We start from the raw sequence: 23,729 nt of genomic DNA on the forward strand, positions 1-23,729 counted from the left end.
ATCGTTGCGCACCCGCATGCTAGGCGCCGCGGCATGACGGCAGAGGCCCGCATCCAAGACATGGCGGCGCGCGCGCGGCGCGCCTCGGCGACGCTCGCCCAGCTGCCGGCCGAGCGGACCGCCGAGGCGTTGCGAGCGGCTGCCGCCGCAGTCCGCGAGCAAAGCCGCGCCATTCTCGCCGCCAATGCCGAGGATATGGCCAACGCGTCGGCGCTGAGTGCCGCCATTCGCGATCGGCTGATGCTTGATGGGCCTCGCGTCGAGGGCATTGCGGCGGCACTCGAAGCCGTAGCCGCCTTGCCCAGTCCGCTCGGCCAGGAGATTGATCGCTCCACCCGTCCCAACGGCTTGGTCCTCCAGCGGGTCCGCGTGCCGATCGGCGTGGTCGGCATCATCTTTGAGAGCCGGCCCAATGTCACGGCCGACGCGGGCGCCTTGTGCCTCCGCGCGGGCAATGCCGCGATCCTGCGCGGAGGCTCGGAAGCGCGGGCGAGCAATCGCGCGCTGCATGCGGCACTGCTGCAAGGCTTGAGCGAGACCGGCCTGCCTGAAGCCGCGATCCAGCTGGTCGACGATCCCGACCGCGCGCTGGTCGGCGCGATGCTGCGCGCGGCGGGCGCGATCGACCTGATCATCCCGCGCGGCGGCAGGTCGCTGGTGGCCGCCGTACAGCAGGATGCGCGCGTCCCCGTGCTCGCGCATCTCGACGGCAACAACCACGTCTATGTGCATGCAGCGGCCGACCCGGAGATGGCGCGCCGCATCGTGCTCGATGCCAAGCTCCGCCGCATGGGCGTGTGCGGTGCGATGGAGACCTTGCTTATCGACGCCGCCTTTCCTGCCGCCGCGGCTTTGGTCGGTGATCTGCTGGCGCGCGGCTGTGAAGTGCGCGGCGACCGGAGAGCGCAGGCGCTCGACCCGCAGGTGGAGCCCGCGGACGAGCAGGACTGGAACACCGAATATCTGGACGCGATCTGCTCGGTCGCGATCGTCGACGGGTTGGAGGCGGCGCTTGCCCACATCGCCGCACATGGCTCAGGGCACACGGATGCGATTGTCACCGCTGACCAAGACGTTGCCGACCGCTTCCTCGACCGGGTGGATAGCGCGATCGTCCTCCACAACGCGTCCACCCAGTTCGCCGACGGCGGCGAGTTCGGCCTCGGCGCCGAGATCGGTATCGCCACCGGCCGCCTCCACGCCCGCGGTCCCGTCGCGCTGGAGGGGCTGACCACCTATAAATGGGTCGGCCGCGGCACCGGCCAGGTGCGCGGTTGAAAGCGCATAACCGGGAGCATAGGTTCACTTCATGGCGACAGATCCGCATATCGTCTCTTTGAGTCCAGACATTGCCGCGCGAGCGGGTGAGGCCGCTCGGGCAAGGGGGCAGAGCCTGGACGCGTTTGTTGCCGAGGCGGTGTCCGAAGCGCTTGCCGAAGAGGCGGCGTTCGAAGCCGCCATGGCAGAAGCAGATCGCGACTTCGAGGAAGGTCGCTGCCACAGCCACGAAGAAGTGCTTGCATGGCTCAGGCAGTCGCGAGCGCGCGCGGAAGAAGAGATCGCCCGACGCCAGAATCCGGCTTGATGCGGGTCGAGTTCTCGGTCCAGTCCCGACTCGATCTGGAGGCCGCGGAAGATTATTGGGTTCCTCGCGACCCTTCAGTCTATCGAGACCTTACCGTCTCGCTTGAGCACACCCTCCTTCTGCTGGCCGAGAGCCCCTCGATCGGCACTCCGGTTGGCCGCTCAAGGCAGCGCAAGTGGCGGATCGGGCGAACTCCCTTTCTTTTGTTCTACCGTCATCACGGTGAGGTGCTGCGCGTCGCTCGTATCCGGCACGAGCGGGAAGACTGGCGTCGCTCGCATTGAGGCGCATCGGCCTTCTCGGCGGGAGCTTCAATCCGGCGCATGGCGGGCATCGAGCGATTTCGCTCTTTGCGTTGCGGGCACTGAAGCTGGATGAGGTCTGGTGGCTGGTGTCGCCCGGCAATCCGCTCAAGGACGCTGCCAGCATGGCGCGGTTCGCTGAGCGGCTTGCCTCTGCGCGGCGGCGGGCAAGAGGCGCAGCGATCCGGCCGACGGCGATCGAAGCCAAGCTGGGCACCCGCTACACGGTCGACACGCTCAAGGCCTTGAAAAAGCGGTACAAGCACCACAAATTCATCTGGCTGATGGGGGGCGACAATCTGCTCCAGTTCGATCGGTGGCGGGCGTGGCGAGAGATTGCACGCACGGTTCCGATTGCGGTCATTGCGCGGCCGGGTTATAGTCATGCTGCCCGCGCGGCCTCCGCGATGGGCTGGTTACGGCGCTCCGTCCGGCCCGCTGGCCAGGCAGTAAAATGGACGGAGTGGAGTACGCCGGCGCTCGTGTTCCTGCGCTTCGTCCCCGACCCTCGTTCGGCGACCAGCATCCGCCAGGCCGACCCTTATTGGCACCGCCGCGCGCTTTCACGCGTTACCCATTTACGACGACACGCACTCTAGCTGAGGAACCCACTTGGCCGCACAGACACTCGCACGCTCCACGCCCGAAGCCGATCCGGTTTCGGCGCTCCACAATCTCGTCCTGTCGTCCCTCGAAGATGACCAGGCGATCGAAGCCATCTCCATTCCGCTGGAGGGAAAGAGCAGCATCGCCGATTACATGGTGATCGCGTCTGGCCGTTCGACCCGGCAGGTGGCGTCGATGGCGCAGAAGCTGGTCGAGCGCATCAAGGGCGAACTGGGCCGGACCGCGCGCGTCGAGGGGCTGCCGACCGCGGACTGGGTGCTGATCGATGCCGGCGACGTGATCGTTCACCTGTTCCGCCCGGAAGTACGCAGCTTCTACAATCTGGAACGGATGTGGGCCTTCGGCGAAGCGCCGCCCGCGCCTAGCACTGCGCACGCCTGATTGCTGCTCCACATCGTCGCGCGCGGCCGCATCGGCCGCGGCCCTGAAGCGGAGTTGGTCGATCGCTATGCCAAGCGCATCGCCTGGCCCGTCAAGCTGACCGAGTTGCCCGACCAGGGCGGCCGCATACCCCCCCGCGATCCTGATGGCGTCACCGTAGCGCTGGACGAGCGTGGCGAGCAGCTGAGTTCGGTCGAATTCGCTCGCAAGCTGGAGAGATGGCGCGATGCCGGCCGGCGCGAGTGCCGTTTCCTGATCGGCGCCGCTGATGGCCATGAGGACCAGGAGCGCGCCTCCGCCGATCTGCTGCTCGCTTTCGGCAAGGCGACCTGGCCGCATCTCCTCGCGCGCGCCATGCTGATGGAACAGCTCTTTCGGGCCACATCGATCCTTGCCAATCATCCCTATCACCGGGAGGGATGATGAAGGCTTTGATCGCGCTTTTCTTGGCGGGCGCCGCGACCGCGCTGGCGGCGCAGGCGCTCGATCCGCGCGAGCGCCTCGCCAATGCCCGCGCCGAGACGGTAGCGGCGCGCCAGCGCGCGCTCTTCTACCAGGCGCAAGTCAGGCTTGCCTCCGACGAGGCGGAGCGCGCACGGCGTGCCCAGGCGGCCGCGGCGGCGCAAGTCCAGGCGGCCGAAGCGGAGGTGGCCGCGGCGGAGGCGCAACTAAGCCTGTTGCGGTCGCGGCAGCAGGAGCAGGCGAGACGGCTGGCCGAGCGTCAGCGGCCCATTGTCGAGCTGGTCGCCGCGCTGCAGACCATGGCGCGCCGTCCCGCCGCAGCGACGATCGTTCAGCCGGGCAGCATCGATGACGCCGTGCGCCTCCGCGCTGTCCTCGCCACCATGGCTCCGGCCGTCGCGAGCCGCACATCGGCATTGCGCGCCGAGATCGCCGAAGCGCGCCGGCTGCGAGGGGAAAACGAGCGCGCCTTGGCAGCGTTGCGCCAGCGCCGCAGCGAGGCGGCCGGAGAAGCACAACGGCTGGCCGCATTCGAGCAGCGGCAGCGGCAGCGGCTCGCGTCGCTGTCGGCGACGGCAACAGCGGAGGGGGAGCGAGCTGCTCAGCTGGCTGTATCCAGCCGCTCGCTCGAAAGCTTCGTGCGTCAGCTCGACCGAAATCGCCGTCGCGGGCGTGTCAGCGTGGAAGCGCGGCCGGGCATCACCTACCGGCTTCCAGTGGCAGGCCCGGTGCTGGCCGGCTTCGGCGAACCGCTGCCCTCCGGCGCCCGATCCCGCGGCGCCACCATCGCCGCTCGGCCCGGCTCGCTCGTCGTCGCCCCGGCTCCAGGCAGGATCGCCTTTGCCGGACTTTACCGCAACTATGGCGCCATCGCGATCATCGATCATGGCGGGGGGCAGGTGAGCCTGGTGACCGGTCTCGCCTCCAACATCGCCAGGATCGGGGACGTGGTCGCGGGCGGCGGGCCGCTGGGCCGGGCCGGTCCGAGCGGCATTACGGTGGAGCTGCGGCAGGACGGCCGCCCGGTCGATTTCACGCCGCTCGTCGGCTGACCTTTAATCCCCGTCGAAAAGCCTATATTCTTCTGCAATCACTCTGGCAGGAAGTCGCCATGTTCCGTCCTCTGTTGCGTGCCACCGCTCTCGTCAGTGCTCTGGCACTGGTTCCGATCGCCACCTCCGGCCTCGCGGCTGTCGAGAACGACACGTACAAGGAGCTCGACGAGTTCATGAACGTGTTCGAGCGGGTGCGCGCCGAATATGTCGATCGGGTCGACGACAAGACGCTGATCAAGGGCGCGATCAACGGCATGCTGTCGAGCCTCGATCCGCACAGCTCCTTCCTCGATGCGACCGACTTCCAGTCCATGAAGGCACAGACCGACGGCAATTATGGCGGGTTGGGCCTCACCGTCTCGATGGAGGACGGCGCGGTCAAGGTCATCACCGCCAGCGAGGACACGCCTGCCTATCGCGCGGGCGTGAAGCCGGGCGACTATATCACGCACCTGAACGGCCAGCTGCTGTTTGGTGGCACACTCGACGAAGCGGTCGAGCAGATGCGCGGCAAGCCGGGCACGCCGGTCAAGGTCACCATCGTCCGCCCGGGCCGCGAAAAGCCGTTCGACGTCACCCTCACTCGCGAAGTGATCGAGCTGAAGCCGGTCAAGTGGGAAGTGAAGGGCGATGTCGGCATCATCAACATCAACAGCTTCTCGAAGAACACCGGTGCCGGCGTTCGCGCCGCGATCGTCGGCATTCAGAAACAACTCGGCCGTCGTCCGGCCGGCTATGTGCTCGACCTCCGTTCCAATCCGGGCGGGCTGCTCGACCAGGCAATCGAGGTCTCCGACGTGTTCCTTGAACAGGGCGAAATCGTCTCGCAGCGGGGCCGCGAAAAGAACGATATCGAGCGCTATTATGCCAAGCCCGGCGACGACACCGGCGGCGCGCCGGTCGTGGTGCTGGTCGATGCGGGCTCGGCCTCAGCGGCCGAGATCGTCGCGGCGGCGCTGCAGGACCATCATCGCGGCATCGTCATGGGCGAGCGCAGCTTCGGCAAGGGATCGGTGCAGACCCTGCTCCCGCTCTCGACCGCAACCGCGCTGCGCCTGACCACGGCGCGCTACTACACGCCGTCAGGCCGGTCAGTGCAGGAAGGCGGCATCGAGCCGGACCTGACCGTGCCGCAGCTGAGCGATCCCGACTACAAGACTCGTCCCCGGTTCCGCGAGGCCGATCTGCGCCGCCATCTCGTCAACCAGGCCAAGGTCGACAATGCGGTGCTGGAGGAAGACCTGAAGGACGATCCGCGCTTCAAGCTGACCTCCGAGCAGCTGGAAAAACAGGGCGTGAAGGACTTCCAGCTCGACTATGCGGTGAAGACCATCGCGCGGCTGGGCAAGCTGCCCCCCGTGCAGACCGCGGCACGGGGCAAGTAAGCTCCGGTTCAGCCGCTCCCGCCCTTAACTCGGTTTGGCCTGAGCTTGTCGAAGGCCTCCCTTCTTCTTACCAGCTAACGAAGGGAGGGCTTCGACGAGCTCAGCCCGAACCGGAGTGATAGTTGGACTCGTTAGCCAAAGCCCGCCTGCTGGCCCTGCTCGCCCCCGCGCTGCTGCTGGGGGGCGCGCTGGCGTCGCAATATGTCGGCGGGCTGGCACCATGCGAGATGTGCTACTGGCAGCGCTGGCCGCACGAGGCGGCGATCGCGCTGGCGGCACTGGCCTATGCCATCGCCAGGAAGCCCGCCGCGTCTCGCGTGGCGGCCAACCTCGCCGCCATCTTTATCGCCATTTCCGGTGCGATCGGCGTCTTTCACGCCGGCGTCGAATATGGCTGGTGGGAAGGGCTGACCACCTGCGCCCGCGCGCCGACCGCGGGCTCGGCCGAAGACATGCTGAAGGCGATCCTGAACGCGCCGGTGATCCGCTGCGATCAGGCACAATGGACGCTGTTGGGCATTTCGCTCGCTGGGTTCAACGCCATCTTCTCCTTTGCAGCCGCAATCGCCATCTGGGCGTTGGCGCATGGTTCGAGGAGAGCGCGATGACCGTAAAACCCGGAGACCTCCGGCCCGACGCCGCCGCGATGCTGCGCGTCGACCAGGCTGGCGAATATGGCGCCACCCGCATCTACGCCGGCCAGCTGGCCGTGCTCGGCGACCGCGTCGCGGCCGGGCGGGCGATCGCCGGCATGGCTGCCCAAGAGGAAGCCCATCGCCGCCGCTTCGATGCGATGATCGTCGAACGCGGCGTGCGGCCGACGCTGCTTCAGCCGGTCTGGGATGTCGCCGGCTTCGCGCTCGGCGCCGTCACGGCTGCAATCGGGCCCGAAGCGGCAATGGCCTGCACCGCTGCGATCGAGACCGAGATTGACCGACATTATTCCGAGCAGCTTGAAGAGCTGGGCGACAGCGACCCGGAGCTGTCGGACACAATCCGCGAGTTCCGCGACGACGAGGTGGCGCACCGCGACCATGCTCTCGCCGCCGGCGCTGAGCGGGCGCCCGCCTATCCACTCATGTTCCACGCGATCCGGCTCGGCTGCCGCGCCGCCATCGCTCTGTCCGAGCGCATCTGAAGGAGCGTCCCATGTTGAAGAAGTTTCTCATCGCCGCCACGCTCCTCGCGCCGCTGAGCCTGCCGTCGGCACCGGCGGTCGCGCAGCGCAACACCAACGAGCAGGTGCTGGTCATCTTCGGCGATGACACCTGTCCCCGCGACACCATCTGCGTCCGCCGCTCGGAAGGCGAACGCTATCGTATCCCGCAGGAGTTGCGCCGCATCGAGCCAAGTGCGCAGAGCAACAGCTGGGCCGCCCGCGCCCGGAGCATGGAATATGTCGGCGCATCCGGCACCAACAGCTGCACGCCCTCGGGCGCCGGCGGCTGGACCGGCTGCTACGCCCAGATGCTCCGCCAAGCGCGCGAAGAGCGGCGGGCGCGCGAGCGGGGCGAATTGCCGGAAGGGCAGTAACCCAGTCCCGTTCATTTCGAGCGAAGTCGAGAAACGCGCGTGACGTCAGCCACCGCTTCTCGATTTCGCTCGAAGCGAACGGTTCTTCTTCGCTAAGTCTTGCTTTTCTCCCCCGCGATCCAGCTGTCGATCTGCATCTCCAGCACGTCCAGCGGAACCGCGCCCTGGCCAAGCACCGCGTCATGGAAGCGGCGCAGGTCGAATTTTGGCCCCAGCTCCTGCTCCGCCCGCGTCCGCAGCTCCCGGATTTTCAGTTCGCCCATTTTATAGCCGAGCGCCTGGCCCGGCCATGAGATGTAGCGGTTCACTTCCGCGTCGATGTTCGCGGCGCTCAAGGCAGTGTTGTCGGTCATGAAGGCGACCGCCTGCGCCTTGGTCCAGCCCTTGGCGTGCAGCCCGGTATCGACGACGAGACGTGAGGCACGCCACATCTCGTAGCTCAGCCGCCCCATCTGCTTCTGGGGCGTGTCGTACAGGCCCATCTCGATGCCCAGCCGCTCGGTATAGAGCGCCCAGCCCTCGACATAGGCAGTGAAGCTCGCCTGGTGCTTGCGGAACTCCGGCAGCTCCAGCTCCTGTTGCAGGCCCAGCTGGAAGAGATGCCCCGGCGCCGCCTCGTGCGGCGTCAGCGCCGCCAGCTCCCACAGAGGGCGCTGATCGAGCTTGGACGTGTTCACGAAATATTGGCTGGCGATTCCGGTCGCGAGCGAACCGGTCTGCGCATAAGCGGTGGTGGTGCCTTCCGCTATTTCCGCCGGAATCGCCTTCACGCCATAAGGCAGCCGTGGCAGCCGGCCGAAATATTTGGGGAGCATGCCGTCGATCCGCTTCGACTGCAACGCTGCGGCGGCGAGCAGCTCTTCGGGAGTCCTGGCGTAATATTTGGGATTGGTGCGCAGTTCCTGGATGAACGCCTCGCGCGTCGCAAAGCCGGCCTGCCTGGCGACCGTCTCCATCTCCGCCCGGATGCGCGCGACTTCCTTCAGGCCGAGCTGGTGGATCTGTTCGGGCGTAAGGTTAGTCGTGGTTTCGGATCGCGCGCGGAACGCATACCAGTCGCCGCCGCCGGGCATAGCCGAGGCGCCCACCGTCTTACGGCATTTGGGCGCGTATTCAGCCGTGTAGAATTCGTGGAAGCGCCGGTATTCGGGATTGAGCGTGAGGGTGATCAGCGTCTTCGCGCGGGCCTGCAGCGCTGCCCATTCTGCCTCGGTCGCGTCGGCGGGCCTGGCGCCGGCGAACGGGGCATAGAAGCGCGATTGGCTCGGGTCTTCCGTCACCACGCCGATGATCGTCTTCTCAAAGCCCTTCATCGCTTCGCACGGCTGGGTGAAGCCTTGAGCCACTGCCTGCCGCGTGATCCGGATCGCTTCCTGATTATACGCCGGATATTGGCTAAGCCGTTTCAGATAGTTCTCGTAATCGGCCTTTTTCGCGAAGGGCAGCTGCTCCGACATGCCGGCAAAGCCCTGATGCCAGCCATAATAGGTCGTGAAGAGCATCTGCCGCTGGCCGTAGCGATTGCCTTCCACCTGCTCGTTGAGCAGCCGGGCGAGGATCGCCTTGTTGGTGCGTTCGGCCGGGCTCAGCTGCGCGTCGGGAATGGCCTTCAGCCGGTCGAGGAACGTCTTGGCCTGTGCGGCCTGCCGGTCCGCCTCCGCCAGGCTGATATCGTTGATGCGGTCGTCATAGGTCCGCGTACCGAGGCTGGTCGCATAGACGGGGTTCGACTTCAGGAACCAGGCCCATTGTTCGTCCATCACTCGCTTCAGGTCGTCGGACGCAGCGGCCAGCGCGGGTGTGGACGCAGCGAGCATCAAGGCGGCGGCAAGGCTTTTCAGCATCATCTTCTCCGGTTCGTTCGTTGCGGTCATTCATCCGCAGCGCGCCGGAAAAGTCGAGGGGCAGCTGCGCCCGGCCTACCTCCTTTCGTCATTGCGAGGAGCGAAGCGACGCGGCAATCCAGAGCTGCACACGCCGCAGCTGGATTGCTTCGCTGCACTTGCAATGACGATGGTTAAGTACAGCGTGATCAAAGCCAGCCAGCGGCGCGATAGGCGACGGCCGTGGCCTTCAGCCCGGCATTGGTCTCGATATGCGGGCGCCAAAGCTCGGCGGGCGGACGGCGCTTCGAGACCCAATCGGGGTGGCTGAAATAGCTGGCGCGATCGAGCGTCAGCTTGGCCCGCCTGCCGCGGAACAGCCGGTCCGCGCGCGCGCCGAGCCGCAGCAGGGGGCGAGGCATGGACACGGTCGCGATGCTCTTGCGCCCGACGGCGGCGCCAATCGACTCGGCGAACTGCTTGTGCGTCCAGCCTTTTTCGTAGCCGTCGTCCGGCTCATAGGTTTCACCGAACGTTTCTTCATGGCCGATCAAGGTCAGCAGGAAGCGGGATAGGTCGCTCACCTCGATCACCGAGATGCGGCCCGCCGGCGGCAGGAAGACGAGGCCGCGCCTGGCCATCTTGAACAGTTCCAACGTCTCGCGGTCGCCGGGGCCGTAGACGGCCGGCGGGCGCACGATCGTCCAGTCGAGCCCGCTGGCACCGACCACTTGCTCCGACCGCGCCTTGGACCAGCCATAGTCGGACAACTCCGGCTCGCGCGCCGCCATCGAACTCACATGGATGAAGCGCCTGACACCCGCCGCTTTCGCCGCCTCCACCATGTTCAGCGTCCCGAACACGTTGGCGTCCTGGAAGCCGGCCCGATCGGGGGCGTTGATCGCGCCTGCGACATGGATGACCACATCGGCGCCGACCGCAAGCCGCACCAGCGACTCGGGCCGGTCGAGTGCGCCTTCGATCCACTCGATCTTGCTGTTGGACGGCTGCGGCTTGCGCGTCAGCGCGCGCACTTTGTGGCCGCGCATCGCCGCGTGGCGGACGAGTGTCGAGCCGACAAAGCCTGTGCCTCCGGTAATCGCGAGAACGGGATGGGCCATAAGGTCAGATCAGAACGAAATGGTCGCGGTGAACAAGGGCGGCGCGGGGCGCATAGCCCAGGATGTCCGCCTGCGCATCGCTCTTCGTGCCAAGGATTCGCGCGGCGTCGGCGGCGTCATATTCGGACAGTCCGCGCCCGACCGCTTTGCCCTCATGGAGGATATCGATTACGTCGCCACGTTCGAACCGGCCTTCGAGTCCGGTCGCTCCCGCCGCCAGCAAGCTGGATCCTGAACGCAATGCCTTGGCGGCGCCGGCATCGACGGTCACATGCCCGCGCACGGTCAGCCGGCCGGCCAGCCATGCCTTGCGCGGCGACGCACCCGCCTGCGCGGTGAACAACGTGCCCCGGTCGCCGGCGAGCGGGCGCTCCGTCCGACCATTGGCAATGACGAGGGCAATGCCGGCGCAGGTGGCGATCCGCGCCGCCTCCAGCTTCGACCGCATGCCGCCCGATCCCATCCCCGACCCGGAACTGGCCCCTGCGAAGGACAGGATGCGCTCGTCGATCGCTTCGACCCGCTCGAGCAGCTTCGCGTCCGCCCGGCTGTTCGGATCGGCATCGTAAAGCCCGTCCACGTCGGAAAGCAGCAGCACGCCGCCCGCCCCCGCGGCCTGGCCGACGCGCGCCGCGAGCCGGTCATTGTCGCCGAACCGGATCTCCGTAGTGGCGACGCTGTCATTCTCATTGATCACCGGCACCACGCCCAAGCCGAGCAGCCGGTCCAGCGTCGCCGAGGCGTTCAGGTAACGGCGCCGGTCTTCGAGATCATTGAGCGTCACCAGCATCTGCGCCGCGGTAAGTCCCTCGGCGCCGAGCACCTCCGCCCAGACCTGGCTCAGCGCGATCTGCCCCGTCGCTGCGGCGGCCTGCGCGTCCTCCAGCGAAGCGCGTCCGCCTTTCGGCAGCTTCAGCCGCCGCGCCCCCAGCGCGATGGCGCCTGATGAGACGACCGCGACCTGCTGCCCCTCCCGGCACCGCGCCGCAATGTCGGCAGCAATCCCTGCCAGCCAGTCCCGCCGCACGCTCCCGTCGGCGGCGACGAGCAGCGCCGACCCGATCTTCACGATCAGGCGCGGGCAGGTCGAAGGTGCGAAATGCGGCATGAGGGCTGCGTTAACGCCGGATCGCCTGAGCGCAAAGGCAAGAGACGGGTTCGGCCTGAGCTTGTCGAAGGCCTCCCTTCTTGCTGCCGTGCCCAGAAAGGGTCGGCTTCGACAGGGTCAGCCCGAACCGCAGAGAGGGAACTTACCCCTGCCGCGTCTTCTGCAACCCGCCCGCAATCCGCCGCGCCAGCAGCCGCGGCGTGAAGCGGATCGACTCCGCCATGATGCTGTTCATCACGCCCGACACTTTCACGGCCGTGTTGCTCTCCAGCGCCGCAAGCCCGTCGCGCACCACCGACTCCGCCGGGCTGGCGAAGCGCTTGAACAGCTCGCTGTCAGTCATGCCGGCCACATCCGCGAACTCGGTGCGGGTCGGGCCGGGGCAAAGCGCGGCGACCCGGACGCCGTGCCCGCGCACTTCCTCGTGCAGCGCCTCGGAGAAACTGAGCACGAACGCCTTGGTCGCGTAATAAACGGCCATCCAGGGCCCCGGCTGGAAGGAGGCGGTGGAGGCGACGTTCAATATTCCGCCACGCCGGCGCTCGATCATGCCGGGCAGCACGCGGTGGCACAGCTCCATCAGCGCGGTGCAGTTGAGCGCAATCATCCGCTTCTGCTCGTCGAGGCCGATCTCGGCAAAGGCGCCGCGCGCGCCGAAGCCGGCATTGTTGATCAGCTGGTCGATGACGAGCCCGCGCTCCGCCGCTTCCCGCATCAGCGTCTCGCCGGCATCGTCCGCTGCTAGGTCGATCGCCAGCGTCTCGACCGCGACGCCGTGCCGTTCGGCGAGCTCGATGGCGAGCCCCGCCAGCCGTTCCTCCCGCCGCGCGACCAGCAGCAGGTTCTGCTTTTTCGCAGCAAACGCCCGCGCAAAGCCTTCGCCCAACCCGGCCGAAGCGCCGGTGATCACGGTCACGTCCATTGGCCCCTCCCGTTCATTGCCTGTGAAGGTGCACCGGCCTAGGCTCGCCGGCAAATCATTTCAGGGGTCGTGATGCGCGCGTTCGTTCTGCTTCTGCCGTTCGCCTTGGGCGGCTGCCTCGCCAAGACCGCGCTCGACGTCGCGACCATGCCGGTCAAGGCGGTCGGCTGGACGGCGGACAAGCTCACCACCAGCCAGTCCGAGGCGGACGAGAAACGCGGCCGCGAGATCCGCAAACAGGAAGAGCAACTCGCCAAGGAAGAGCGCGCCGGCCAAAAGGCGGAGGAGCGGCGCCGCAAGCAAGTCGAACGCCAACGCCGCGCCATGCAGCGCGAAAGCTGGGATTACTAACTCTCTGTGCTCCGGCGAAGGCCGGAGCTTTGTGAGGCATCGCTCCGGCCTTCGCCGGAGCACAAGGAAGTGTTGATTCCGGAACGCCCTTTGTGCAGGTGCGAACGGCTTTGACCCAGGCCGCCCCCAGCTTTCAGGACCTGATCCTCACGCTTCACCGCTATTGGGCGGATCAGGGCTGCGTGATCCTGCAGCCCTATGATATGGAAATGGGCGCTGGCACCTTCCATACCGCGACCACGCTGCGGGCGCTCGGTCCCGATCCGTGGAACGCCGCCTTCGTCCAGCCCTGCCGCCGCCCGACCGACGGCCGCTATGGCGAGAACCCCAACCGGCTCCAGCATTATTACCAATATCAGGTCATCCTGAAGCCGAGCCCGCCCGACCTGCAGGAGCTGTATCTCGGCAGCTTGAAGGCGATCGGCCTCGATCTGCTCAAGCACGACATCCGCTTCGTCGAGGACGACTGGGAGTCGCCCACGCTCGGCGCCTGGGGCCTGGGCTGGGAAGTCTGGTGCGACGGCATGGAAGTGACCCAGTTCACCTATTTCCAGCAAATGGGCGGCTTCGACTGCAAGCCTGTCGCGGGCGAGCTCACCTACGGTCTCGAACGGCTGGCCATGTACATCCAGAATGTCGACCGCGTGTACGATCTCGACTTCAACGGCCAGGGCGTCACTTATGGCGACGTGTTCCTCGAAAACGAGATCCAGATGTCGACCTGGAATTTCGAGGTGGCGGATACCGACAGCCTGTTCGACGGCTTCCGCAAGGCCGCCGCAGAGTGCGAGCGCTGCCTCGAGCGCAAGCTCCCCATCCCCGCCTATGAACAGGCGATCAAGGCAAGCCACATCTTCAACCTGCTGAACGCCCGGGGCGTCATCTCTGTCGCCGAACGCCAGGCCTATATCGGCCGCGTCCGCGACCTCGCCAAAGGCGCCTGCGCTGCCTGGATGGAAAAGAACGGGTGGCAGTCATGATCCTCCTCGGGACGGGGAGGGGGACCGCTCGCGAGGCGAGCGGTGGAGGGGGCGCGTCACGCGGCCTACGCAAGCCGGAAGTGTATGAGGCCCGCAAAGCCCGCCACGAGATGAGCCTGCCAGAAGTCCTGCTCTGGCAACGCCTCAAAGGTTCGCCGCAGGGTATCGCCTTCCGCAAGCAGCATCCGACCGGTCCCTATCGTGCCGACTTCTACTGCGCTGCCGCCAAGCGGGTGGTCGAGGTGGACGGCCTCGCCCACGACATGGGCGATCGCCCTGCCCGCGGCGAGCAACGCACTGCCTGGCTTGAAACACGAGGCTACCACGTCCTCCGTGTCCTCGCGTCTGACGTGCTGCGTGATCCGGATGAGGCGGCAACGTCCCTGATCGCTTACGCCAAATCCTCCCCGTTCACGGGGAGGGGGACCGGCGTAGCCGGTGGAGGGGGGGCTCCACCCACTCCGCACCAGATGTACACCCCCCTCCACCGTTCCTCCGGAACGGTCCCCCTCCCCATAAATGGGGAGGATCAAGTTGGCTGACTTCCTCCTCGAACTCCTGTCGGAAGAAATCCCCGCGCGGATGCAGGCCCGCGCGCGCGACGACCTCGCCCGGCTGTTCTCGGCCGAGATCGGCAAGGCCGGGCTGGAGGCAGAGGCGATCCAGACCTACTCCACCCCCCGCCGCCTAGCGCTGATCGCCCGCGGTCTCGCCGTCCAGACGGAATCGGTTCGCGAGGAACTGAAAGGCCCGCGCACCTCTGCGCCGCCTCAGGCGCTCGAAGGCTTCCTCCGCAAGATGGGCCTCACTCAGGACCAGCTCACCGACAGGGACGGCGTGTATTTCGCCGTTGTCGACAAGCCGGGACGCCCCACCGCATCCGTGCTCGCCGAGGCCATTCCCGCCATCGTCCGCGCCTTTCCCTGGCCCAAGTCGATGCGCTGGGGCGCCGCCTCGCAATCGACCGAGAGCCTGCGCTGGGTGCGTCCGCTGCAAGGTATCGTCGCGCTGTTCGGCGAAGAGATCGTCGCCTGCGAGATCGACGGCATCGCGTCCGGCGCGGCCACGGTCGGCCACCGCTTCCACCACTCCGGCCGCATCACCATCGGCTCGGCCGACGATTATGCGGCGAAGCTCCGCGCCTGCCACGTTATCGTCGACCATGAGGAGCGCGAGAACATCATCGCCACCGGCACGGCCAATGTCGCCGCCCAGGCCGGCCTCACCCTCGTCCGAGACGAGGCGCTGCTGCGCGAGAATGCGGGGTTGACGGAGTGGCCGGTGCCGCTGCTCGGCTCGTTCGAGCCCGGCTTCCTGGAAGTCCCGCCCGAGGTGATTCAGCTCACCATGGCGACCAACCAGAAATATTTCGCGTGCCTGGACGCTGCAGGCAAGCTGGCCCCGAACTTCATCTGTACCGCCAATGTCGAGCCCCGCGATCACGGGGCCGCGATCGTGGCCGGCAATCAGAAGGTATTGGCGGCGCGGCTTTCGGACGCGAAATTTTTCTGGGAACAGGACCTGAAGGTTCCGCTCCAGGACCAGCTGCCCAAGCTCGACAAGATCGTCTTCCACGAAAAGCTCGGCACCGTCGCCGACAAGGTCGAGCGCGTCGCCAAGCTCGCCCGCTGGCTGGTGGAAGAGGGGATCGTGCAAGCGGACTGTTCCCCGGCGAAGGCCGGGGCCCAGGAGTCGTCTGCAGAAGCACTGGACCCCGGCCTCCGCCGGGGAACACAAGAGCTGGCGGAAATGGCCGAACAGGCCGCCCGCCTCTGCAAGGCCGACCTCGTCACCGGCATGGTCGGCGAGTTCCCCGAGCTGCAAGGCGTGATGGGCGGCTATTACGCCCGCGCCCAGGGCCTGCCGCCGCAAGTCGCCGACGCCATCCGCGACCACTACAAACCCGTCGGCCAAGGCGACGAAGTGCCGACCGCTCCGGTGACGGTGGCGGTGAGTTTGGCGGATAAGTTGGACAGCATTGCTCAGTTCTTTGGCGCCGATCTCAAGCCGAGCGGCTCTAAGGACCCCTTCGCGCTCCGCCGTTCGGCGCTCGGCGTGATCGCGCTCATGCTCGACAACGGCCTGCGATTTCCGCTCGCCCGCATGGCGGCTCGGGATGTCCTCGACTTTTTCGCCGACCGCCTGAAGGTCCAGCAGCGCGAGGCCGGTGTCCGCCATGACCTGATCGACGCGGTGTTCGCGCTGGGTGGGGAGGATGACCTCGTCCGTCTGCTCGCTCGGGTGAAGGCGTTGCAGGCGTTCGTCGAGACGGCCGAGGGCCGCGACCTGCTCGCCGGCTATAAGCGCGCGGCGAATATCCTGAAGAAGGAGGGGTGGCCCGCCAACCCTCTCCCGTCGGGAGAGGGTCGACTCGCCGAAGGCGAGCGGGGTGAGGACGACTGGGCGTTTTCGCCCTCACCCTCCCAACCTTCGGCTGGGCCCCTCCCTCTCCCGGAGGGAGAGGGAACAGTGCAAGGCATCCCGCAAACCGGCGAGGAAGACCCGTTCGTCATGGCCGAGGATCTGCGCGATGCGCTCGCGGTGAATTCGCTGTCCTATTCGCCTGCGCCTGAGGAATCATCGCTGATCGCGGCGCTCGACTCAGCGGAGCCGCGGGCGCGGGAGGCGGTGGCGCGTGAGGATTTCGAAGGGGCGATGGCGGCGTTGGCGAGTTTGCGCGGGCCCGTCGACGCGTTCTTTGAAAAGGTGACGGTGAACGATCCCGATCCAGCGAAGCGCGCCGCGCGGTTGAACCTGCTCGCGCGGATGCGCGACGCCGTGCACCAGGTGGCGGACTTCTCCCGGATCGAGGGCTGAGCCGGTCATAGCCAGTGCGACCTTTCGTGACCTTTCGCCTGCCAACAGGGACGAGTGAATGACGCAATATGTGTACCGCTTCGGAGGCGGAGTGTCGGACGGACGCGGCCTCAACAAGGAGCTGCTCGGCGGCAAGGGCGCCAATCTCGACGGCATGGCCTCGATCGGCCTGCCGGTGCCGCCGGGCTTCACGATCAGCACCGAAATGTGCACCCGCTATTATGCCGAGGGGCAAAGCTTTCCCGACAGCGTGCGGTCCGAAGTGGCAACCGGCCTTGCCCATCTCGAGGACGTCACCGGCAAACGCTTCGGCGACCCCGCCGACCCGCTGCTCGTCTCGGTCCGCTCGGGCGCCCGCGTGTCGATGCCGGGCATGATGGACACCGTGCTGAACCTCGGCCTCAACGACGCGACGGTGGTCGGACTCGCCGCCACCTCCGGCGACGAGCGTTTCGCCTGGGACAGCTATCGCCGCTTCATCCAAATGTATTCGGACGTGGTGCTCGGCCTCGACCATGGCGCGTTCGAGGAAGCGTTGGAGATCGCCAAGGAAGACCAGGGCCACTTCCTCGACACCGACATGACGGCCGAGGACTGGAAGAAGCTCACCGCCGAGTACAAGCGCCTGGTCGAGCAGCAATGGGGCAAGCCCTTCCCGCAGGACGTGCATGATCAGCTCTGGGGCGCGATCGGTGCGGTGTTCGGATCGTGGGAGTCCGACCGTGCCAAGGTCTATCGCCGCCTCAATGACATTCCGGGCGACTGGGGCACCGCGGTCAACGTCCAGGCGATGGTGTTCGGCAATATGGGCGAGACGTCGGCGACAGGCGTTGCCTTCACCCGCAACCCGTCGACCGGCGAGCGCGCCTATTATGGCGAGTTCCTGATCAACGCGCAGGGCGAGGACGTCGTCGCCGGCATCCGCACGCCGCAATATCTGACCCGCGCCGCGCGCGAGGCGGCGGGCGCCAAGCCGCTCAGCATGGAAGAGGCGATGCCGGAGACCTATGCCGAGCTCGCCCGCGTCTTCGACCTGCTCGAGACCCATTATCGCGACATGCAGGACATCGAGTTCACCGTAGAGCGTGGCAAGCTCTGGATGCTGCAGACGCGTTCGGGCAAGCGCACCGCCAAGGCCGCGCTCAAGATCGCCGTCGACATGGCGGAGGAGGGGCTGATCACCCGCGCCGAAGCCGTCGGCCGCGTCGATCCGCAGGCGCTCGATCAATTGCTCCACCCGACGCTCGATCCGGAAGCAGACCGCGACGTGCTGACCAAGGGGCTCCCTGCATCACCCGGCGCCGCCTCAGGCGAAGTGGTGTTCGACGCCGACACCGCCGAAACGCGCGCTCAGTTGGGCGCCGCCGTGATCTTGGTCCGTATCGAGACTAGCCCAGAAGACATCCACGGCATGCACGCGGCCAAGGGCATTCTGACGGCGCGCGGCGGCATGACCAGCCACGCGGCCGTGGTCGCGCGCGGCATGGGCCGGCCCTGCGTCTCCGGCGCCGGCACGCTCGCGATTGACGCCAAGGCGAAGCTGTTCCGCATCGGCGATCGCACCATCCGCGAAGGCGACACGATCACGATTGACGGCGCGACCGGCGAAGTGATGGCCGGCTCGGTGCCGACCGTGCAGCCGGAGCTGGCCGGCGATTTCGGCGTGCTGATGGAATGGGCGGACGGAGTCCGCCGGTTGAAGGTCCGCACCAATGCTGAGACGCCGCTCGACTGCCGCACGGCGCGCGGTTTTGGCGCGGAGGGCATCGGGCTGTGCCGCACCGAGCATATGTTCTTCGACGCAGCGCGGATCACCGCCGTCCGCCAGATGATCCTCGCCGACAGCGAGAAGGGCCGCCGCTTGGCGCTCGCGAAATTGCTCCCCGAGCAGCGCAGTGACTTCGCCGAGATTTTTGAGATCATGGCGGGCTTGCCGGTCACCATCCGGCTGCTCGACCCGCCGCTGCACGAGTTCCTGCCGCATGAGGAAGAGGAGTTCGCCGAGGTCGCCGAGGCGGCGGGGGTCGGCGTCGAGACGCTGAAGCGCCGCGCGGCGGAACTGCACGAGTTCAACCCGATGCTCGGCCATCGCGGCTGCCGACTGGGCGTCACCTATCCCGAAATCTACGAGATGCAGGCCCAGGCCATCTTCGAAGCGGCTGTGGAGGTCGCAGAAAAGACAGGCGCGGCGCCGATCCCCGAGGTCATGGTCCCGCTCGTCGCAACGAAGCGCGAGCTCGAGCTGATGAAGGACGTGATCGATAGGACTGCAGAGGCGGTGTTTGCCGAGAAGGGCCGGCGCATCGACTATCTGGTCGGCACGATGATCGAGTTGCCCCGCGCGGCGCTGAAGGCCGGCGAGATCGCCGAAGTCGGCGCCTTCTTCTCCTTCGGCACCAACGACCTTACTCAAACGACGCTCGGCGTCAGCCGCGACGACGCCGGCCGCTTTCTCACCGCTTATGTCGACAAGGGCATCTTCGCCCGCGACCCGTTCGTCACCCTCGACATCGAAGGCGTCGGCGAACTGATCCAGATCGCCGCCGAACGCGGGCGCCAGACACGGCCCGACATTAAGCTCGGCATCTGCGGAGAACATGGCGGCGACCCGGCCTCGATCGCTTTTTGCGAGAGCGTCGGCCTCGATTACGTCAGCGCCTCGCCCTATCGCGTGCCGATCGCGCGGTTAGCGGCCGCGCAGGCCGCGCTAAGGACCACTCAATAGTCCGTCGTTTCGAGCGAAGTCGAGAAACGCACATCCGGACCAGCGCTTCTCGACTTCGATCGAAGCGAACGGGTTTGGGGTTGCCACACCTCGTCCTGAATCCTATATCGCGCCCCTCACCACAGTTTTCGGGACATGGCACGCAGGTGGCGCGGCGGGCCGAACGAATGGAAAACTGGTGGTTGCCCGAACGCCTGAAGCTGCGGTTCTCGCTATGAGGACACGCGGCTTTTTGTGTCGGGTCTGCGTCCGGATTCTAACGGCGAGGCACTAAACCCCCATGGCGACTCAGGCAGTTCCGGCTTCGGCTGGCCGTGCGTCCAAGCGTATCCGCAAGGTTTTCGGCAACATCCACGAAGTGGTGCAGATGCCGAACCTGATCGAGGTCCAGCGCGAAAGCTACGAACAGTTCCTGCGCTCCGATCCGTCGACCGGCTATGTGTCGGGCCTGGAAAAGACGCTGCGCAGCGTGTTCCCGATCCGCGACTTTGCCGGCACCGCCGAGCTCGACTTCGTCCATTACGAACTCGAACCGCCCAAATACGACGTGGAAGAATGCCGCCAGCGCGGCATCACCTATGCGGCGCCGATGCGCGTCACGCTGCGCCTAATCGTGTTCGAGGTCGATGCGGACACGGATTCCCGCTCCGTGCTCGATATCAAGGAGCAGGACGTGTACATGGGCGACATGCCGCTCATGACGCAGAACGGCACCTTCTTCATCAACGGCACCGAGCGCGTCATCGTCTCGCAGATGCACCGTTCGCCGGGTGTGCTGTTCGACCATGATCGCGGCAAGACGCACGCTTCGGGCAAATATCTCTTCGCCGCGCGGGTGATCCCCTATCGCGGCTCGTGGCTCGACTTCGAGTTCGACGCCAAGGACATCGTCAACGTCCGCATCGACCGCAAGCGCAAGTTGCCGGTCACCTCGCTGCTGCTCGCCCTCGGCCTGAACGGCGAGGAGATCCTCCACCATTTCTACAACACGGTGACGTGGGAGCGCGGCCAGGGCGGCTGGAAGGTGCCGTTCGTCGTCGAGAATTGGCGCGGGCAGAAGCCGCAGTTCGACGTCGTTAACGGCGAGACCGGTGAAGTCGTGTTCGCCGCCGGCCAGAAGGTCACGCCGCGCGCCGCCAACAAGGCGGCCAAGGACGGCCTCACCACGCTCTTGATCCCGACCGAGGAGATTTTCGGCCGCTATTCCGCGCTCGACCTGATCAATGAGGCGACTGGCGAGATCTACATCGAAGCCGGCGACGAGGTCAGCCCTGAGAATCTCGAGAAGCTGGATAAGGCCGGGCTCGACCGCGTCGAGCTGCTCGACATCGATCACGTCAACACCGGTCCCTGGATCCGCAACACGCTGAAGGTCGACAAGGCCGAGGATCGCGACCAGGCGCTCAGCGACATCTATCGCGTCATGCGCCCTGGCGAGCCGCCGACGAAGGAAACCGCCGAGGCGCTGTTCGCCGGCCTGTTCTTCGATCCGGAGCGCTACGACCTGTCGGCCGTCGGCCGCGTCAAGCTCAACATGCGCCTGGGCTTGGACGCCGAGGACACGATCACGACGCTGCGCACCGAGGACATCCTCGCGGTCGTTAAGGAACTGGTGAACCTGAAGGACGGGAAGGGCGAGATCGACGATATCGACAATCTCGGCAACCGCCGCGTCCGTTCGGTCGGCGAGCTGCTCGAGAATCAGTATCGCGTGGGGCTCCTCCGCATGGAGCGCGCCGTGAAGGAGCGCATGAGCTCGGTCGACGTGTCGACCGTGATGCCGAACGACCTGATCAACGCGAAGCCTGCCGTCGCCGCGGTGCGCGAGTTCTTCGGCTCGTCGCAGCTGTCGCAGTTCATGGATCAGACCAACCCGCTGTCGGAAGTGACCCACAAGCGTCGCGTGTCGGCGCTCGGGCCGGGCGGTCTGACCCGCGAGCGCGCGGGCTTTGAGGTTCGCGACGTCCACCCGACCCACTATGGCCGCATTTGCCCGATCGAGACGCCGGAAGGGCCGAACATCGGCCTGATCAATTCGCTCGCGTCGTTCAGCCGGGTCAACAAATATGGCTTCATCGAGACGCCGTATCGCCGCATCGTCGACGGAAAGGTCACCAACGACGTCGTCTATCTGTCGGCGATGGAAGAGGCCAAGCACACCATCGCGCAGGCGAATGCCGAGCTGGATGCCGAAGGCCGCTTTACCGAGGAGCTCGTCTCGGCTCGCCAGGCTGGCGAGTTCCTGATGGCACTCCCTGAGCAGATCACGCTGATGGACGTGTCGCCGAAGCAGCTTGTCTCGGTCGCCGCTTCGCTCATTCCGTTCCTGGAGAATGACGACGCGAACCGCGCGCTGATGGGATCGAACATGCAGCGCCAAGCGGTGCCGCTGGTTCGCGCCGAAGCGCCGTTCGTCGGCACCGGCATGGAAGAGACCGTCGCGCGGGATTCGGGCGCGGCGATCGCGGCCAAGCGCGCCGGTATCGTCGACCAGGTCGATGCGACCCGTATCGTCGTCCGCGCCACCGGCGAGGTCGAGGCCGGCAAGTCGGGCGTCGACATCTACCGGCTGATGAAGTTCGAGCGTTCGAACCAGTCGACCTGCATCAACCAGCGTCCGCTGGTGAAGGTGGGCGATGCAGTCGCTGCCGGCGATATCATCGCCGACGGCCCCTCGACCGAGTTCGGCGAGCTGGCGCTCGGCCGCAACGCGCTTGTCGCGTTCATGCCGTGGAACGGTTACAACTACGAAGACTCGATCCTGATCTCAGAGCGGATCGTGAAGGACGACGTGTTCACGTCGATCCATATCGACGAGTTCGAAGTCATGGCCCGCGATACCAAGCTCGGGCCCGAGGACATCACCCGCGACATTCCGAATGTCGGCGAGGAAGCGCTTCGCAACCTCGACGAGGCGGGCATCGTCTATATCGGCGCAGAGGTTGAGCCGGGCGATATCCTCGTCGGCAAGATCACGCCGAAGGGCGAAAGCCCGATGACGCCGGAGGAAAAGCTCCTCCGCGCCATCTTCGGCGAGAAGGCGTCGGACGTGCGCGACACGTCGCTGCGCCTGCCGCCGGGCGTGACTGGTACGGTCGTCGATGTGCGCGTGTTCAACCGGCACGGCATCGATAAGGACGAGCGTGCGCTCGCGATCGAGCGCGAGGAGATCGAGCGGCTCCGCAAGGATGCCGACGACGAGCGCGGCATCCTCAACCGCGCCACCTGGTCGCGGCTCCGCGAGATGCTGCTCGGCCAGGTCGCGACCGCGGCGCCCAAGGGTGTCAAGAAGGGCTCGACCATCGACGACGCGCTCCTGAATGAAGTTGAGCGTCACGAATGGTGGAAGTTCGCGGTGCAGGACGACCGCGTCCAGGCCGACATCGAGGCGGTCAAGGCGCAGTATGACGAGGCCGTGAAGTCGATCAACGAGAAGTTCGAGGATCGGCGCGAGAAGCTGGAGCGGGGCGACGAGCTGCCGCCGGGAGTCTTGAAAATGGTCAAGGTGTTCGTCGCGGTGAAGCGCAAGCTGCAGCCGGGCGACAAGATGGCCGGCCGTCACGGCAACAAGGGCGTGATCAGCCGCATCCTGCCGATCGAGGACATGCCGTTCCTGGAAGACGGCACACATGTTGACATCGTGCTCAATCCGCTGGGCGTGCCGAGCCGGATGAACGTCGGCCAGATCTTCGAAACGCATCTGGGCTGGGCCGCGCGCGGTCTCGGCCGCCAGATCACCGAGGCTCTGGAAGGCTGGCGCGAGGCCAATCCGGACGCGCAGGGCGGCGCTGCTCCGCAGGCGGTCCGCGACCGGCTGAAGACGGTCTATGGCGACGACTATGCCGCCGAGATCGACGGCCGCTCCGACGACGATATCGTGGAGATGGCGCAGCTGTTGAAGAACGGCGTGCCGATGGCAACGCCGGTGTTCGACGGCGCTCGCGAGGCGGACGTGTCGGCGATGCTGGAGCTGGCAGGTCTCGACTCGTCGGGCCAGTCGACGCTCTACGACGGCCGCACCGGTGAGGCGTTCGACCGTAAGGTGACCGTGGGCTACATCTATATGCTGAAGCTGCACCACCTGGTCGACGACAAGATCCACGCGCGTTCGATCGGGCCTTACTCGCTCGTCACCCAGCAGCCGCTGGGCGGCAAGGCGCAGTTCGGCGGCCAGCGCTTCGGCGAAATGGAGGTTTGGGCGCTCCAGGCCTACGGCGCCGCCTATACCTTGCAGGAAATGCTGACGGTGAAGTCCGACGACGTGGTCGGCCGCACCAAGGTCTATGAGGCGATCGTCAAGGGCGACGACACCTTCGAGGCCGGCATTCCGGAGAGCTTCAACGTGCTCGTCAAGGAGATGCGCTCGCTGGGCCTAAACGTCGAGCTGAACACGATGGACGCGTTGCCCGACGACGGCGACGAGCTCGCCGAGGCCGCGGAGTAACTCTTCTCCCCTCCCGCTCGCGGGAGGGGACGGGGGAGGGGCAAGCGCCTCCCTCACGATATTTCCTCCCCTAACCCCTCCCGCGAACGGGAGGGGAACTGGAGCAAG

At 66.4% G+C, this 23,729-nt stretch carries 21 protein-coding genes; 17 read left to right on the forward strand and 4 right to left on the reverse strand.

Annotated features, from left to right (window positions below):
* The first annotated feature begins 33 nt into the window (after window positions 1–33).
* The 11 genes from VGT77_RS07275 to VGT77_RS07325 all read left to right on the forward strand — a co-directional run bounded on the left by VGT77_RS07275 (window position 34) and on the right by VGT77_RS07325 (window position 7,330).
* Window positions 34–1,278: a glutamate-5-semialdehyde dehydrogenase gene (locus VGT77_RS07275; protein WP_327461055.1), complete on the forward strand. Its 1,245-nt coding sequence runs from the start codon at window positions 34–36 to the stop codon at window positions 1,276–1,278.
* Between the two features lie 31 nt (window positions 1,279–1,309).
* Entirely contained in the window at window positions 1,310–1,585 is a 276-nt protein-coding gene (locus tag VGT77_RS07280; protein ID WP_327461057.1) for a hypothetical protein, read from the forward strand.
* Complete coding sequence (locus VGT77_RS07285; RefSeq protein WP_327461058.1) at window positions 1,585–1,869, forward strand: type II toxin-antitoxin system RelE/ParE family toxin; 285 nt, start codon at window positions 1,585–1,587, stop codon at window positions 1,867–1,869. The genes VGT77_RS07280 and VGT77_RS07285 overlap by 1 nt, the downstream gene beginning before the upstream one ends.
* A complete protein-coding gene (locus tag VGT77_RS07290) occupies window positions 1,866–2,486 on the forward strand; it encodes a nicotinate-nucleotide adenylyltransferase (RefSeq protein WP_327461059.1) in 621 nt (206 codons plus the stop codon). The genes VGT77_RS07285 and VGT77_RS07290 overlap by 4 nt, the downstream gene beginning before the upstream one ends.
* Before the next feature lie 13 nt (window positions 2,487–2,499).
* Window positions 2,500–2,895, forward strand: coding sequence for a ribosome silencing factor (gene rsfS / locus VGT77_RS07295; RefSeq protein WP_327461060.1), 396 nt, complete (start codon window positions 2,500–2,502; stop codon window positions 2,893–2,895).
* On the forward strand, window positions 2,896–3,318 hold the full coding sequence (locus VGT77_RS07300) for a 23S rRNA (pseudouridine(1915)-N(3))-methyltransferase RlmH (protein WP_327461062.1): 423 nt from the start codon (window positions 2,896–2,898) through the stop codon (window positions 3,316–3,318). It abuts the gene before it with no gap.
* Window positions 3,315–4,409, forward strand: a complete 1,095-nt coding sequence (locus tag VGT77_RS07305; protein WP_327461064.1) for a murein hydrolase activator EnvC family protein — start codon at window positions 3,315–3,317, stop codon at window positions 4,407–4,409. The genes VGT77_RS07300 and VGT77_RS07305 overlap by 4 nt, the downstream gene beginning before the upstream one ends.
* 59 nt (window positions 4,410–4,468) lie before the next feature.
* The gene (locus VGT77_RS07310; protein WP_327461066.1) at window positions 4,469–5,797 is read left to right on the forward strand and encodes a S41 family peptidase; all 1,329 of its coding nucleotides are present in this window, start codon (window positions 4,469–4,471) and stop codon (window positions 5,795–5,797) included.
* Between the two features lie 122 nt (window positions 5,798–5,919).
* Entirely contained in the window at window positions 5,920–6,405 is a 486-nt protein-coding gene (locus tag VGT77_RS07315; protein WP_327461068.1) for a disulfide bond formation protein B, read from the forward strand.
* Window positions 6,402–6,935 (forward strand): demethoxyubiquinone hydroxylase family protein, encoded by a 534-nt coding sequence (locus VGT77_RS07320; protein ID WP_327461070.1) that lies wholly within the window; start codon window positions 6,402–6,404, stop codon window positions 6,933–6,935. Before VGT77_RS07315 ends, VGT77_RS07320 begins: the two co-directional genes overlap by 4 nt.
* A gap of 11 nt (window positions 6,936–6,946) precedes the next feature.
* Complete coding sequence (locus tag VGT77_RS07325) at window positions 6,947–7,330, forward strand: hypothetical protein (RefSeq protein WP_327461072.1); 384 nt, start codon at window positions 6,947–6,949, stop codon at window positions 7,328–7,330.
* Between the two features lie 92 nt (window positions 7,331–7,422).
* Here VGT77_RS07325 and VGT77_RS07330 read toward each other — a convergent pair whose 3' ends face one another.
* From VGT77_RS07330 to VGT77_RS07345, 4 genes are all read right to left on the reverse strand, one after another.
* Window positions 7,423–9,204 (reverse strand): DUF885 domain-containing protein, encoded by a 1,782-nt coding sequence (locus VGT77_RS07330; RefSeq protein WP_414713365.1) that lies wholly within the window; start codon window positions 9,202–9,204, stop codon window positions 7,423–7,425.
* A 158-nt stretch (window positions 9,205–9,362) separates the two neighbouring features.
* Window positions 9,363–10,274, reverse strand: a complete 912-nt coding sequence (locus VGT77_RS07335; protein ID WP_327461074.1) for an NAD-dependent epimerase/dehydratase family protein — start codon at window positions 10,272–10,274, stop codon at window positions 9,363–9,365.
* A gap of 4 nt (window positions 10,275–10,278) precedes the next feature.
* A complete protein-coding gene (proB, locus tag VGT77_RS07340; protein WP_327461076.1) occupies window positions 10,279–11,382 on the reverse strand; it encodes a glutamate 5-kinase in 1,104 nt (367 codons plus the stop codon).
* Window positions 11,383–11,524: 142 nt separating this feature from the next.
* Entirely contained in the window at window positions 11,525–12,304 is a 780-nt protein-coding gene (locus VGT77_RS07345) for an SDR family oxidoreductase (RefSeq protein WP_327461078.1), read from the reverse strand.
* Between the two features lie 72 nt (window positions 12,305–12,376).
* Between VGT77_RS07345 and VGT77_RS07350 the strand changes: the two genes are divergently transcribed.
* The 6 genes from VGT77_RS07350 (at window position 12,377) to rpoB (ending at window position 23,621) form a co-directional block, all read left to right on the forward strand.
* Window positions 12,377–12,655 carry a hypothetical protein gene (locus tag VGT77_RS07350; protein ID WP_327461081.1) on the forward strand — a complete coding sequence of 93 codons (279 nt, stop codon included), beginning with the start codon at window positions 12,377–12,379 and terminating at the stop codon, window positions 12,653–12,655.
* Between the two features lie 110 nt (window positions 12,656–12,765).
* Window positions 12,766–13,635, forward strand: coding sequence for a glycine--tRNA ligase subunit alpha (locus tag VGT77_RS07355; RefSeq protein ID WP_327461083.1), 870 nt, complete (start codon window positions 12,766–12,768; stop codon window positions 13,633–13,635).
* Window positions 13,636–13,745: 110 nt separating this feature from the next.
* Window positions 13,746–14,177, forward strand: a complete 432-nt coding sequence (locus tag VGT77_RS07360) for an endonuclease domain-containing protein (RefSeq protein WP_327461085.1) — start codon at window positions 13,746–13,748, stop codon at window positions 14,175–14,177.
* Window positions 14,170–16,452, forward strand: a complete 2,283-nt coding sequence (gene glyS, locus VGT77_RS07365; RefSeq protein ID WP_327461087.1) for a glycine--tRNA ligase subunit beta — start codon at window positions 14,170–14,172, stop codon at window positions 16,450–16,452. Before VGT77_RS07360 ends, glyS begins: the two co-directional genes overlap by 8 nt.
* 58 nt (window positions 16,453–16,510) lie before the next feature.
* A complete protein-coding gene (ppdK, locus tag VGT77_RS07370) occupies window positions 16,511–19,177 on the forward strand; it encodes a pyruvate, phosphate dikinase (protein ID WP_327461089.1) in 2,667 nt (888 codons plus the stop codon).
* 280 nt (window positions 19,178–19,457) lie between these two features.
* Entirely contained in the window at window positions 19,458–23,621 is a 4,164-nt protein-coding gene (gene rpoB, locus VGT77_RS07375; RefSeq protein ID WP_327461091.1) for a DNA-directed RNA polymerase subunit beta, read from the forward strand.
* The last annotated feature ends 108 nt before the right edge of the window (window positions 23,622–23,729 follow it).

The sequence above is a fragment of the Sphingomonas sp. genome, from assembly GCF_035944535.1.
In the GTDB taxonomy this organism is placed as follows: Bacteria; Pseudomonadota; Alphaproteobacteria; order Sphingomonadales; family Sphingomonadaceae; genus Sphingomonas_B.

Coding starts and splice junctions, on each gene's coding strand:
- VGT77_RS07275 (WP_327461055.1), top strand. CDS start 34: ATGACGGCAGAGGCCCGCATCCAAGACATGGCGGCGCGCGCGCGGCGC.
- VGT77_RS07280 (WP_327461057.1), top strand. CDS start 1,310: ATGGCGACAGATCCGCATATCGTCTCTTTGAGTCCAGACATTGCCGCG.
- VGT77_RS07285 (WP_327461058.1), top strand. CDS start 1,585: ATGCGGGTCGAGTTCTCGGTCCAGTCCCGACTCGATCTGGAGGCCGCG.
- VGT77_RS07305 (WP_327461064.1), top strand. CDS start 3,315: ATGATGAAGGCTTTGATCGCGCTTTTCTTGGCGGGCGCCGCGACCGCG.
- VGT77_RS07310 (WP_327461066.1), top strand. CDS start 4,469: ATGTTCCGTCCTCTGTTGCGTGCCACCGCTCTCGTCAGTGCTCTGGCA.
- VGT77_RS07320 (WP_327461070.1), top strand. CDS start 6,402: ATGACCGTAAAACCCGGAGACCTCCGGCCCGACGCCGCCGCGATGCTG.
- VGT77_RS07325 (WP_327461072.1), top strand. CDS start 6,947: ATGTTGAAGAAGTTTCTCATCGCCGCCACGCTCCTCGCGCCGCTGAGC.
- VGT77_RS07330 (WP_414713365.1), bottom strand. CDS start 9,204: ATGACCGCAACGAACGAACCGGAGAAGATGATGCTGAAAAGCCTTGCC.
- VGT77_RS07335 (WP_327461074.1), bottom strand. CDS start 10,274: ATGGCCCATCCCGTTCTCGCGATTACCGGAGGCACAGGCTTTGTCGGC.
- proB (WP_327461076.1), bottom strand. CDS start 11,382: ATGCCGCATTTCGCACCTTCGACCTGCCCGCGCCTGATCGTGAAGATC.
- VGT77_RS07345 (WP_327461078.1), bottom strand. CDS start 12,304: ATGGACGTGACCGTGATCACCGGCGCTTCGGCCGGGTTGGGCGAAGGC.
- VGT77_RS07350 (WP_327461081.1), top strand. CDS start 12,377: ATGCGCGCGTTCGTTCTGCTTCTGCCGTTCGCCTTGGGCGGCTGCCTC.
- VGT77_RS07360 (WP_327461085.1), top strand. CDS start 13,746: ATGAGCCTGCCAGAAGTCCTGCTCTGGCAACGCCTCAAAGGTTCGCCG.
- ppdK (WP_327461089.1), top strand. CDS start 16,511: ATGACGCAATATGTGTACCGCTTCGGAGGCGGAGTGTCGGACGGACGC.
- rpoB (WP_327461091.1), top strand. CDS start 19,458: ATGGCGACTCAGGCAGTTCCGGCTTCGGCTGGCCGTGCGTCCAAGCGT.